This window comes from Promicromonospora sp. NPDC059942 (assembly GCF_042731755.1).
In the GTDB taxonomy this organism is placed as follows: Bacteria; Actinomycetota; Actinomycetes; order Actinomycetales; family Cellulomonadaceae; genus Promicromonospora.
Genome location: NZ_JBHWLR010000001.1, coordinates 485,023 through 496,839 on the forward strand (window position 1 = coordinate 485,023; position 11,817 = coordinate 496,839).

Consider the following 11,817-nt stretch of genomic DNA (forward strand, 5'->3'; position numbering starts at 1 on the left):
GTTCGACCCGGCCGCAGCAATGGGGGGCCCCCCGGCAGGGACCCGTTTCCTTAGGTATTCCCCCTCGGCTGGCCCCCCAGCCTTCCTAACCCTCCCCCCCCCCCCCCGGACGAAGAGGCGGGTGCCCAAGGTTCGGGTCACCAGATCGACTCGGCCCACTCCGGGTGGTCGATGAACGGGTTCCGGTTGTGCTGCCAGTCGGAATAGATGATGTCGTTGCGGCGCGTCTCCGCCGCTGACACGGGGTCGGCGGCGTGCCAGGCGAGCAGCACGGAGATCTTCCCGTGCAACGGCACCGAGCCGTTCGAGGTCGACTCGTTCAGCTCCAGGTTCGGCCAGCCGTCGTCGCCCTCGTACCGGATCGCCATGTAGAAGAGCGCGCGTGCGACGTCGCCCTTGAACTCGTCGGCGGGCTCGAACGAGTCGGAGTCGGTGAAGCAGTCCGGGCACTCGGCGACGGCCGAGCCGCCGTTGTCGAAGTCCTTGTTGCCCCGGGTCGAGTTCACGGTGACGTCAGTGGGCCGCAGGTGGTGCAGGTCGGTGCCCGGGCCGGTGGCCGTGCCGAAGCCCCCGTGGCTCTGGGCCCAGGTGTGCTCGCGGTTCCAGTCGTCGGGGTCGCCGCCGTTGAGCGTCTTCGAGATCGACTCGCCGGAGTAGAACTCGATGACGTTGTTCGGGTTGCCCGGGTCCTCGTCGGTCTCCTGGAGCGCGGTCCAGACGGTCGCGTAGCTCACGCCGGTGTGGCCGTCGATGATGCCGTGCAGGGCCGAGCGCAGCGCGGTGCCGGTCCGGCCCGCCGCCGCGTCGTAGTAGCCGGCGGGGATCTCACCACCACCGCCGCCACCCCCACCCCCTCCGCCGCTGCCGACGACGGCGAACGCGGTGCCGTCCTTGAGTCCCGGGTGGGTGAAGTACGCCGCGAGGGCACCCGTGACGTCGAGCTGCTTCCCCATCAGGCTGGGGTTCGACGCGAGACCGAAGCTGCTGCGGAATGCGGCGGGGATCTGGACGTAGACCATGCGCGAGGTGCTGGTCTCACCGGGGGCGTCGGCCAGGGCAAGTGCGTAGTCGTTCGGGAATCCGCTGGTCACGACCGTGCTGGTGGCGGTCGGCTGCCCGACGACGTACCCGCGCACCGTGGCGGACGAGCCGTTCTGGGTGGCGATCGCCGACGCGACCGTGATCGGGGTGGCCGCCTGGCCGGACGTGGCCAGGCGGACCTGGGCCGCCGTGACGAGCACCAGGGTCAGGGCGAAGCACACCAGGGCGAGCGCCGTCGAACGCGTGGTCACTTTCTGCATTGCTCGACCGTAGCGGGGTAAATAAGGACAGTCATGGCCTATAGGTAAAATCTACGCAAAAACGTCGAACGCGCCGACCTCGGCCCGGTCGAGGTCGGACCCGCCCGGCTCGACGTCGGCCCCGGTGCCGCGGGGGTGACCCGGTGGGTGAACTGGAGCACGTTGTCCGGTTTGCCCGGAGTCACGAGGGTGCGTTCGGCTAGCCTCGCGATCGGGTCGATGAGACTCCGTATGTGAACGACGCCGCCGGCCGCCTCGCGGGGCCCGCGGCGGGCCGAGGGGACAGCCGATGACAGGTTCGGGACGCGTCGACGACGGGGTGCTCGGCGAGCACTGGGAGCAGTCGCTCGTCGGGGTGACGGGCGCGGCCGGTGCGCCGGCCGCGGCACCCGTGAGACGACGTCGCATCCGGGTTGCCGGGAGGCTGGTCCGGACGCGGTGGGCGCGCAACCCGCACCGCGCGGTGCGCGAGCACGCGGGCGCCGCGGACGACAACCGGCTGCACGCGCCGCGCCGGGCGCGCCGCCGGTTCTCCGTGCCCGCCATCGTGCTCGGCGCGAGCCTCGCGGGATCCACCGCGGTGCTGACGCTCAGCCCGGTCGAGGCCGAGCAGGTCGCGCTCGACTGCCCGGCCGGCGTGTCCGCCGGCTGGGTGGACCAGTACCGCGACGTCCTCGGCCTGCGCCTGCCCGACCCGAGGGACCACCTCGCGGTCACGGCGCCGGCGGGCTCGGTGGTCGCGGTGACCTTCACCGACGCCGCCGGCGCCGCCTACCCGACCGTCCGCGACGTCGTCCCCGGCGACGGCGTCCTGACCGTGGAGCCGCCGCGCGCCCTGTCCGCGACCGAACGCGCGCAGTGGCGCATCGCGGCCGTGGTGTCGGCCGACGGGGACCCGGCGGCGACGTGCGAGGCGCCTCTGCCCTGACCGGCCCGTTCGCCCGAGCTCGTCCCGGCCACCTGTGGACAGCTTGACGTCGGCTCGAACGAGTGTTCGAATCGGATCATGCGTTGGCAAGGTCAGGCGATCTCGAACGACGACGGCGCGCTGCCCGGGCTCGAGCTGCCCGGGCTGCGCGGCGCCGGGCTGCTGCGTACCGTCCGGTCGCCCGAGTTCGCGGGAGTCACGTTCCACGAGGTGCTCGCCAAGAGCGCGCTGTCGAAGGTGCCGGCGGCGTCCCAGATGCCGTTCCGCTGGACGGTCAACCCCTACCGTGGATGCAGTCATGCCTGTTATTACTGCTTTGCCCGTAATACTCACGAATATCTCGATCTCGACGCCGGTCACGACTTCGACTCCCAGGTGGTCGTCAAGGTCAACGCCGACCAGGTGCTGCGGGCCGAGCTGGCCAAGCGAACCTGGAGCCACGAGGCCGTCGCGCTCGGCACCAACACCGACCCCTACCAGCGCGCCGAGGGACGGTACCGGCTCATGCCGGGCATCATCTCGGCGCTCGCGGACTCGGGCACGCCGTTCTCGATCCTGACCAAGGGCACGCTGCTGCGGCGTGACCTGCCGCTGCTCGTCGAGGCCGCGCAGAAGGTCGACATCGGCCTCGGCGTCTCGCTCGCGTTCGCCGACACGCCGTCGGGCCGGGAGCTGCAGCAGGCCGTCGAGCCGGGCACTCCCACGCCGAAGGCCCGCCTCGACCTGATCCGCGCCATCCGGGCGACCGGACTGCCGTGCGGCGTGATGGTGGCGCCGGTACTGCCCTGGCTGACCGACTCCCTCGCACACCTCGAACGGCTGCTCGACAACCTGGTCGAGGCCGGCGCGACCGGCGTCACCGTGCTGCCGCTGCACCTGCGGCCCGGCGCCCGCGAGTGGTACCTGGGCTGGCTCGGGCGCGACCACCCGCACCTCGTCGAGGGCTACGGCCGCGTCTACGCGCGGGGCGCCTACGCGCACCAGGGCTACCGCGACTGGCTCTGGGAGCGGGTGCGTCCCCTGATCCGCGAGCGCGGGCTGGGTGGGGCGGCGATGCACCGCGTCGATGCCGCCGGCGGCGAGCAGCACGCGGAGGGCGACTACCCACGCGGGGCGTTCACCGGGGTCCGGTCCGACGGCGCCGGCGCGGCGTCCATCGGCGCGGACGTCGGGAACGAGACCCTCTTCTGATGCAGCCCCCGACCCCGCGTGTCGACCCGCGCCTGCCCGGGTACCTCCTGGAGCCGCTGACGGGCGGGTGGTCGGGGGAGACGTTCCTCGCGACCCCGTCGCCCGGAGCGGGCGGCGGGGACCGGCTCGTGGTCCGGTTCTTCGCCGACGCGCGGCACGCCCCGGACGCCGCGCGGGTCCAGGCGGCGCTGCTCGACCGGGTCCGCGACGTCGTGCCGGTCCCGACCGTGCGCGAGGTGCACGACGGCGAGGGCGTGCTGCCCGGGCTGCTCGTCACCGAGCTGCTGCCGGGGGAGCGGGGCGACCTGGTGCTTGCGCGCCTGGTCGCCGAGCACCGCGGGGTCGGACGGCGGGAGGACGGACGCCGGGAGGGCGGACCACGGGAGGCCGGACGCCGGGCCGAGGACGACCTGAGGTCGCTGGGCCGAGCCCTCGGCCGGGCCGCGGGAACGCTCGCCGCGACGCCGATGCCGCGGACCGGGCTGTTCGCCGGCGCGGACCTGCGGATCGAGCCGTTCGGCCTCTGGCTGCCCGACTGGGTCGACACCCACGCGCCGGGCCTCGTCGAGGCCGGCTGGTCCGACGGCGAGGTCGCCGGGCTGCGGAAGGTCGCCGAGCGGGCCGCCGTCGACCTGGAGGGGGCCGCGCCCTGCCTGGTGCACAGCGACCTGAACCCCAAGAACGTGCTGGTCGACGCGGCCACGCTCCAGATCACGGGTGTGCTCGACTGGGAGTTCGCACACGCGGGGCACCCGGCCACCGACCTGGGCAACCTGCTGCGCTTCGACCGGGAACCGGCCTACGCCGAGGGCGTCCTGCACGGCTGGTCCGCAGCCGCAGCCGCAGCCACCGTCGCGGACGGCCGCCACCGGCATCGGGTCGTCCGTCTCGCCCGGTCCGCCGACCTGGTCGCGCTCGTCGAGCTCGCCGCCCGCGCGGAGACGAACCCGGTGGTGCGCCAGGCGAGGGCCCACCTGCGCGCGATCGCCCGCACCGGCGACGCCGGCGCCGCCCCGTGATCACACACTTTCGTGGCCGCTGACCTGGGCGGACGTTACGTTGCACGGTGTACGGCGTACTGCGCGCCAACCGGACGCGCCCGGCGCCGACGGAGAGGAAGCTCCCGTGAGGCTTGTTCGTATGACGTCGCTGGCGGTCGTGACAGCCGTCGCAGGATCGATGCTCGTCCTTGCCCCACTGACCGCGACCGCGGAGCCCCGGCAGACCGCGGCGTCCGCATCGGTCACGCAGGTCGCCGACGATCCGGTCCCGGACACGGAGGAAGAGCTCCGGGCCGCGATCCAGGCCATCCTGGACGACCCCCGGGGTGGGTATCGGCGTGCGGCGCGAAGCGCAGGAGGCGCTGGACGTCGGCACCGTCGAGGCCATGACGTACTTCCTGGAGACCGGCTGGCAGGCCGCGAAGGACGAGGACAACCTGGTGGCCATCTTCGTCATCCTCGCCGACCCGGACACGGGTCGGGGCGTACGGACGGCGGCAGAGGCGGCCATCCGGGACGGGAGCTCGGAGGCCCTCGTGTACTTCCTGGAGACGGGCCGCTGGATCGCCCAGGACGAGGACAACATGGTGGCGATCTTCGTCATCATCGGTGACCCGGACACCAGCCCCGCCCTGAAGGCCGCTGCCGTCGCGGCGATCAACGGGACCCCCGAGGACCGGGCGTACTTCCTCGAGACGGGGCAGTACGAGGTGGACTGACGTCCCACCGACGCGGTGGCGTCGGCTCCCCGGGGCGAACCGGACGTATCGTGTCGGCATGGCTGAGCTCGCCCCGTACACGATCACCCCGGGCACCCTGGCGGAGCTGGCGCAACCCACGTTGCCCCTGCCGGACGGTGCACGGATGCGGCCCTGGGGCGACACGGACGCCGTCGCCCTCCAGGCCGCCTACGCGGACCCCGACATCCAGCGCTGGCACGTGCGGCGGATCGACTCGCCGGACGAGGCTCGGGAGATGATCGCGGGCTGGCAGCGCGCGTGGGCGCAGGAGCGTCGTCTCGAGTGGGCGGTCGCCGCCGCCGACGGGACGCTGCTCGGGCGGCTCGCGCTCAAGGACCTCGAGCTGTTCGACGGCGTCGCCGAGATCGCCTACTGGACCGTCCCGGCCGCCCGGGGCCGGGGCGTGGCGCCGCAGGCGGTCACGGCAGCGAGCGCCTGGGCGTTCGACGTCGGGTTCCGGCGGCTGGAGCTGGAGCACTCGACGCGCAACCCGGCCTCCTGCCGCGTCGCGGAGAAGACCGGGTTCGCCCCGGAGGGGACCCGCCGCGGGGCCGCCCGGCACGCGGACGGCCACCACGACATGCACGTCCACGCCCGGCTGGCCGACGCCGAGGGCGCTCTCCCTCTTCAGGCCTGAGTTTCTTCGCTCTGCGGCCTAGCAAAGCGAAGAAACTCGGGCCTCAAAGGGGAGGTCGGCAGCGGGCGTCAGGCCCGCACGTCCTCCAGGTACTCCGCGATGCGGCCGATCGCCTCGGTGAGCACGTCGACGTCGGGCAGCGTCACCAGGCGGAAGTGGTCGGGCTCGGGCCAGTTGAAGCCCGTCCCGTGCGTCACCAGGATCTTCTTGGCGCGCAGCAGGCCGATCACGAAGGCCTCGTCGTCCTGGATCGGGTACATCTCGGGGTCCAGGCGCGGGAAGCAGTACAGGGCGCCGCGCGGGCGCACCGAGGTGACGCCCGGGATCTCGTTGAGCAGCTTGTCCGCCAGCATGGCCTGCTCGTAGAACCGGCCGCCGGGCTGGATCAGGTGCTCGATGGACTGGTAGCCGCCGAGCGCCGTCTGGATGGCGTGCTGTGCCGGCACGTTGGCGCACATGCGCATGTTCGAGACGAGGGTGAGGCCCTCGATGAAGTCGGCGGCGCGGTGCTTCGGGCCGGAGATCATGGCCCAGCCCGACCGGTACCCGCAGATGCGATACGCCTTGGACAGGCCGCTGAACGTGATGCACAGGACGTCGTCGTCGGCGAACGTGGCGGTGTGGTGGTGGGTGGCGCCGTCGAACAGGATCTTCTCGTAGATCTCGTCGCTCAGGAGCACCAGGTCGTGCTTGCGCGCCAGGTCCGCCAGCCCCTTGACCGTGTCCTTGCTGTACACCGCGCCGGTCGGGTTGTTCGGGTTGATGATCACGAGCGCCTTCGTGGCGGGCGTGATGCGGGACTCGATGTCCTCCAGGTCCGGGTTCCACCCGTTGGCCTCGTCGCAGCGGTAGTGCACGGGCGTGCCGCCCTGCAGGCTCACGGCCCCGGTCCACAGCGGGTAGTCCGGCGCCGGGACCAGCACCTCGTCGCCGTCGTCGATCAGGGCCTGGAGCACCATGCTGATCATCTCGGAGACGCCGTTGCCGATGTAGACGTCGTCCACGTGCGTGTCGATGCCGTGCGACTGGTAGTAGTGCGCCACGGCCGTGCGCGCCGAGTAGATGCCGCGGCTGTCGCTGTACCCCTGCGCCTGCGGCAGGTGGTGGATCATGTCCGCCAGGATCGCCTCGGGCGCCTCGAACCCGAACGGCGCGGGGTTGCCGATGTTCAGCTTGAGGATCTTGTGACCCTCGGCCTCCAGGCGGTACGCCTCCTCCAGGATCGGACCCCGGACGTCGTACCGGACGGACTTCAGCTTGCGGCTCTGCCTGATCTCTCGCACCCGCTCATGGTCGCAGGTCCGGTGCCGTGCCCGCGCACCCTCGCCCCGGGTCGAGATGACCGTTCCGGGCGCTTTCGCGAAGTTCACCCGGGGTGCGGGCCGATTTCGCCCGGGCGGCGCCCGCGGCGCCAGTAATCTCCGGTCGGGCACCGACGCCCCCCAGGATCTCGACCTCCCCCCGGACAGGTAACCGATGGCCACCACACGCGACGCGGCGCCGACCGCGACCTTCTTCGACCCGCTGGCCCACGTGCCCGACGGCGCCGCCCTGCGGGCGGCCCGGGACGCGGGCGACCCGGCGGCGGCGCTCGCCGTCGTCCGCGGGCTGACCGCGCCGGACGACGTGATCGCCGCGCTGTGGGCGATCTGTGGCGACGCCTCCGAGGACGACCACCTCCCGCTCACCGCGGCGATCGACGCGGCCGACGACGGCACGCCGCTCACCCGGACGCTGCGCGCGATGCGCTACATGGTGGTCGGCTGGTCGATCCGCTCGCACGCCCGCGCGGAGCACGTCTCGGCGAACCAGTTCGAGCAGTTCCACGACTGGCTGCGGCGGGCCGAACGGCTGCTGTTCGACGTGTGCGCGGAGCACCCTGGCTTCATCCCTGCCTGGGAGGCCCGGATCACGACGGCCCGTGGCCTGGAGCTGGGGCACGGCGAGGCGCGCCGTCGGTACGACCGCCTCGCCGCGCTCGACCCGCAGGTCTTCGCGGCGCAGCAGGTGTACCTCCAGCAGATCCTGCCCAAGTGGAGCGGGTCGTGGGAGGAGACGTCGCGGTTCGTCGCCGAGTGCGCGGACGGCGCGGCGCCCGGGGCGCTCGGCCCCGCCCTCGTCGTCGACCTCGCGATCGAGCGGTACGTCGACGGCGGGAAGACCACCCCGCCCGAGATGATCGACCGGGTCCGCGGCGTCGCCGCCGGCACGGTGCTGCACCCCGACCATGTCCGCACCGCGGCGACGGCCGTCGTGCACGCGAACCTCGCGCTGTTCTTCTCGCTCGCCGACCTGCCCGCCGAGGCGCAGCCGCACTTCGAGGCGCTCGGCGACGCCCCGGTCCAGGGCATGTGGGGCTACTACGAGCCCGGGGCCGAGCGGTTGTACCGCAAGCACCGCGAAGCGGCCGCGAAGGCGGCCGCACGCTCGGGCGCGCGGGCATGACCGCCCTGACGCTCCCGGACCTGGCGGACTTCCCGGGCGTCACCGCGACCGAGGTCGACGGGGTCCCGGTCCTGCTCGCGCCGCGCGAGGGGAACGTCGGTGCGGGGATCGTGTTCCGGGTCGGTTCGGCGGACGAGACGCTGGCCCTCTCGGGCATCACGCACCTGATCGAGCACCTCGCGCTGCGCACCCAGGTGCTCAGCGAGGCGCACCTGAACGGGCAGACACGCTCCGACGTGACGCTCTTCCACGTGGCCGGCACCGCGGGTGACGTCGTGAGCTACCTGAACGACGTGTGCGCGTCGCTGCGCGACCTGCCGCTCGACCGGGTCGAGACCGAGAAGGACATCCTGCGCTCCGAGGGCGACGGGCGGAACCCGGGCGTCGCCGGCCGCCTCCGGCTGAACCGGCACGGTGCCCGCGACCACGGGCTCGTGGGGTACGGCGAGCGCGGGCTCGACCGGATCACCGCCGACGAGGTGCGCGCCTGGGCCGCCACGTGGTTCACGCGGGAGAACGCCGTCGCCTGGATCACCGCTGACGCCGTGCCGGAAGGACTCGACCTGACGCTGCCGTCCGGGCGGCGCATGCCTCCGCCCGCGGTCAGCGACGTGCTCCACGGCACCCCGGCCTACCTGGGCGGCCTACGGGACGGCGTCGCGCTCGACGCGTTGGTGACCCGCGGGGCCGCCGCGGATGTGGCCACCCACGTGATCCGCGAGGTCCTGCACCGTGACCTGCGCCGGGACGCCGACATCGCGACGACGACGGACGTCTCCCACGACCCTCTGGACGCGGACCGGGCGCGGCTGTCGGTGCTGGTCCAGGCCGAGGGCCGCCCGGACGCGGCGGTCGGCGGCCTCGCCGACGCCCTGAACGGGCTCCGTTTCCACGTCGCGCACGACGACCTGGCCGCGGCGCAGGCCGCGGCGGCCGAGGAGCTGGCCGAGCTCGCGGCGGCGGCAGCCGCCGACCTGCTGCCGCCGCTGGCCTACCGGACGGTCACCGGGCGCCCGCTCGAGGGGCCCGCGCGGATCGCCGCCCGGGTCGAGCAGGTCACGGCGGACGACGTCCGCGGCATCGCCCGCGAGCTGTGGGGCAGCGCCCTCTGGTACGGGCCGGGAGCCCTTGACTGGGCGGGGATCGTCCCCGCCCCGGAATGGTCCCGGGGGACGATCCACGGGCGGACGTTCCCGCGCATCGATGCCCCGGACGTTTCGCTCGTCCTCGCCGTCGACGGCGTCGGTCTCATCACGCCCAGCGGCACCGTCGTGGTCCGGTTCGCGAGCTGCGTCCTGCTGGAGACCGTCCCCGACGGCGCACGCGCGCTCACCGGCGCCGACGGGTTCCGGGTGCAGATCGAACCGACCCTGTACGAGGGCCTGAGCGCCGAGGACGTCGCGGAGCACGTGGACGCGCGCGTACCCGCCGACGTCGTCGTCCAGCTGCCGGCACGCGATACGGCCGACATCCCCGTGCCTCGACCCGGCACGGACGAGAAGCCGGCGAAGCGGCAGCGGGCGACCAAGGACACCGGGCCGCGCTCGGTCCCCGCGACGGTCGCCCTCGTCGCGGGCCTGTGGGTCGCCGGGCTGCTCGTCCTCGGTGGCGGCCAGGTGCTGCTGCGAGAGGTGTTCGACGTCGACCTCTCGCTGGGCTTCCTGCCCGTGCTCGCCCTCGGCTGGGCGACGTTCGGGCTGATCAACAAGCGACACCCGAAGGAGCGGCGATGACCGCGACGACCCCGACCCGCGCCCGTGAGCTCTACGCGCAGCGGCCCGGCCGCACCGTGGGGGGTCTCGTGTTCCGCGTCGGGTACGCCGACGAGACCCTGGCGACCAGCGGGACGACCGCCCTGGTGGTCGCCCTCGCCCTGCGCGCGGTGGAACGGCCCGGCCTCGACATCTCCGCCTCGGTGGGTCCCACCGTCACACACGTCCGGGTGAGCGCCTCCGACGAGCGGGTCCGCAGCACGCTCCGTGAGCTCTCCCTGGCCCTGGCCGACCTGTCGGTGCGGCACCGGGCGACCGAGACCCGGGCGCTGGAGGAGCGCACCGACGACGGGGCGGTGCAGCCGTGGCGGTTCGGGCTGAGGAGCTACGGCCTCGGGCCCAGTCAGTTCCTGGGGCTGCACCGGGTGACGGACGACGAGCTGCGCGCCTGGGCGCGGGACCGGTTCGCCGCGGCCAACGCCGTCGTGTGGGTCACCGGCGAGACCGCTCTGGACCTGGACCTCGCCCTGCCCGCCGGTTCGACCGGCACGCCGCTGCCGCCGCCCGAGGTCGCCGGGCCCGCCGTCCCGCTCCCGGCCGAGGCGCTGGCCGGCGGGTCCCGGGTCCTGTGGGACGCCGTTGTGCCCGACACCCCGGCGCTGACGGTGCTCGCCGAGGTCGCCCGACGGGCGTTGTTCCAGGGGCTGCGCCAGGACCGTGGCTGGACGTACGACGTGTCCGCGGTGATCGGGACGCTCGACGGGCGGCAGGCCAACCTCCAGATCGCCGTCGGGCTCCGGCCCGAGACCGCCGCCCAGGCGACGGGCGAGTTCCTGGACACGCTCGGACGGCTGCGATTCGCGGTGGCCGACGACGAGCTGCAGTCCGCGCGCGCGCACCTGCTGGCGGCGTACGAGGAACCGCACCAGGACGCCATGTGGCTCCACGACGACGCCGTGCTGACGCTGCTCGGCCGGCCCGTCCCCACGTCGGACGAGCGGCGATCCGCCGTGGCGCGGGTGACCGCCGAGGACGTCCGCGCGCTGGCCCGCCAGGTCTGGGACTCCGGCCTGCTGGTGACGCCGGTCGGGTCCGGCTGGGCGGGGACCGAGGCGCTCCGGAGCGGGGCGGGCGAACCTCTCCCCGGCAAGGCCTTCGAACGCGTCGACGTGGACGCGACCATCCGGGTGGGGGAGGACGGCGTCACGCTCCGCGACGGGCGGCGCACCACCACCGTCCGGTTCGACGAGACGGCGGCCCTGGTCGCCTACCCGGACGGCGGGCGGCTCCTGGTCGGCCTGGACGGGGCGCGCGTCCCGTTCGAACCGACCCTGCACGACGACCTGCGCGTCGCGGACCTCGGCCGGCTCGTGGACGAGCACGTGGACGCGGCCCTCGTCGTGCCCGTGCCCCGTCCGGAGGCGCCCGGGCGCCCGGACCCGGACGTGATCAAGCAGGCGAGCCAGGCCCGTGCGGCCCGGGAGGTGGACGAGGACGGCCTCGCGCGCACGACCGGTCTGCTCGCCCTCGCGGTCGGGAAGGTCGTGGTCGTCCTCGCCCTGGTCCTCGTGCTGCTCGCAGCGATAGGCGGCACCCTCGTGTCCGGCGCCGTCGCCCTCGGCGAGGTGGGCGCCTGGCTCGACGGCGACGGGACCTGGGACACGCTCGCCGTCGTGCTCCCGACCGGCCTCGTCAGCGCCGGCGTGGCCTGGCTGTCCTACCGGGCGATCCTGCGCCTGGGCGGCGAGGACAAGGGCAAGACGGACTGACGCCCGGTGGGGGGGGGGGGGGGGGGCCGCCACCCGCCTGCTCACGAGCACACAAACATCCACCCTGCCCCCACCCCCCCTCCCCGAGCTTCA

The 11,817-nt window shown here is 73.6% G+C and carries 10 protein-coding genes; 8 read left to right on the forward strand and 2 right to left on the reverse strand.

What is annotated here, in order from left to right; genetic code table 11:
• Nucleotides 1-137: 137 nt before the first annotated feature.
• Nucleotides 138-1,301, reverse strand: coding sequence for an endonuclease (locus ACFV9Q_RS02105; RefSeq protein WP_377232926.1), 1,164 nt, complete (start codon nt 1,299-1,301; stop codon nt 138-140).
• A 289-nt stretch (nt 1,302-1,590) separates the two neighbouring features.
• Here ACFV9Q_RS02105 and ACFV9Q_RS02110 point away from each other — a divergent pair, with 289 nt between their 5' ends.
• The 5 genes from ACFV9Q_RS02110 to ACFV9Q_RS02130 all read left to right on the forward strand — a co-directional run bounded on the left by ACFV9Q_RS02110 (nt 1,591) and on the right by ACFV9Q_RS02130 (nt 5,798).
• Entirely contained in the window at nt 1,591-2,229 is a 639-nt protein-coding gene (locus tag ACFV9Q_RS02110; RefSeq protein ID WP_377232927.1) for a hypothetical protein, read from the forward strand.
• Nucleotides 2,230-2,307: 78 nt separating this feature from the next.
• Nucleotides 2,308-3,420 (forward strand): Rv2578c family radical SAM protein, encoded by a 1,113-nt coding sequence (locus ACFV9Q_RS02115; RefSeq protein WP_377232928.1) that lies wholly within the window; start codon nt 2,308-2,310, stop codon nt 3,418-3,420.
• A complete protein-coding gene (locus ACFV9Q_RS02120) occupies nt 3,420-4,439 on the forward strand; it encodes a phosphotransferase family protein (protein ID WP_377232929.1) in 1,020 nt (339 codons plus the stop codon). The genes ACFV9Q_RS02115 and ACFV9Q_RS02120 overlap by 1 nt, the downstream gene beginning before the upstream one ends.
• 320 nt (nt 4,440-4,759) lie before the next feature.
• Complete coding sequence (locus ACFV9Q_RS02125) at nt 4,760-5,140, forward strand: ALF repeat-containing protein (protein ID WP_377232930.1); 381 nt, start codon at nt 4,760-4,762, stop codon at nt 5,138-5,140.
• Between the two features lie 58 nt (nt 5,141-5,198).
• Nucleotides 5,199-5,798 (forward strand): GNAT family N-acetyltransferase, encoded by a 600-nt coding sequence (locus tag ACFV9Q_RS02130; RefSeq protein WP_377232931.1) that lies wholly within the window; start codon nt 5,199-5,201, stop codon nt 5,796-5,798.
• 68 nt (nt 5,799-5,866) lie between these two features.
• Here ACFV9Q_RS02130 and ACFV9Q_RS02135 read toward each other — a convergent pair whose 3' ends face one another.
• Nucleotides 5,867-7,081 carry a pyridoxal phosphate-dependent aminotransferase gene (locus tag ACFV9Q_RS02135; RefSeq protein ID WP_377232932.1) on the reverse strand — a complete coding sequence of 405 codons (1,215 nt, stop codon included), beginning with the start codon at nt 7,079-7,081 and terminating at the stop codon, nt 5,867-5,869.
• 193 nt (nt 7,082-7,274) lie between these two features.
• On the opposite strand from ACFV9Q_RS02135, the gene ACFV9Q_RS02140 reads away from it, so the two are divergent.
• From ACFV9Q_RS02140 to ACFV9Q_RS02150, 3 genes are read left to right on the forward strand one after another with little or no spacing between them, the layout of a single operon-like run.
• Nucleotides 7,275-8,243 carry a hypothetical protein gene (locus ACFV9Q_RS02140; protein WP_377232933.1) on the forward strand — a complete coding sequence of 323 codons (969 nt, stop codon included), beginning with the start codon at nt 7,275-7,277 and terminating at the stop codon, nt 8,241-8,243.
• Complete coding sequence (locus ACFV9Q_RS02145; protein ID WP_377232934.1) at nt 8,240-9,976, forward strand: hypothetical protein; 1,737 nt, start codon at nt 8,240-8,242, stop codon at nt 9,974-9,976. Before ACFV9Q_RS02140 ends, ACFV9Q_RS02145 begins: the two co-directional genes overlap by 4 nt.
• A complete protein-coding gene (locus tag ACFV9Q_RS02150; RefSeq protein WP_377232935.1) occupies nt 9,973-11,724 on the forward strand; it encodes a M16 family metallopeptidase in 1,752 nt (583 codons plus the stop codon). Before ACFV9Q_RS02145 ends, ACFV9Q_RS02150 begins: the two co-directional genes overlap by 4 nt.
• Nucleotides 11,725-11,817 lie beyond the last annotated feature (93 nt).

Bases quoted from the DNA above. Each gene is read 5' to 3' on its own strand.
- ACFV9Q_RS02105 (WP_377232926.1), bottom strand. From the start codon at position 1,301: ATGCAGAAAGTGACCACGCGTTCGACGGCGCTCGCCCTGGTGTGCTTC.
- ACFV9Q_RS02110 (WP_377232927.1), top strand. From the start codon at position 1,591: ATGACAGGTTCGGGACGCGTCGACGACGGGGTGCTCGGCGAGCACTGG.
- ACFV9Q_RS02115 (WP_377232928.1), top strand. From the start codon at position 2,308: ATGCGTTGGCAAGGTCAGGCGATCTCGAACGACGACGGCGCGCTGCCC.
- ACFV9Q_RS02120 (WP_377232929.1), top strand. From the start codon at position 3,420: ATGCAGCCCCCGACCCCGCGTGTCGACCCGCGCCTGCCCGGGTACCTC.
- ACFV9Q_RS02130 (WP_377232931.1), top strand. From the start codon at position 5,199: ATGGCTGAGCTCGCCCCGTACACGATCACCCCGGGCACCCTGGCGGAG.
- ACFV9Q_RS02140 (WP_377232933.1), top strand. From the start codon at position 7,275: ATGGCCACCACACGCGACGCGGCGCCGACCGCGACCTTCTTCGACCCG.
- ACFV9Q_RS02145 (WP_377232934.1), top strand. From the start codon at position 8,240: ATGACCGCCCTGACGCTCCCGGACCTGGCGGACTTCCCGGGCGTCACC.
- ACFV9Q_RS02150 (WP_377232935.1), top strand. From the start codon at position 9,973: ATGACCGCGACGACCCCGACCCGCGCCCGTGAGCTCTACGCGCAGCGG.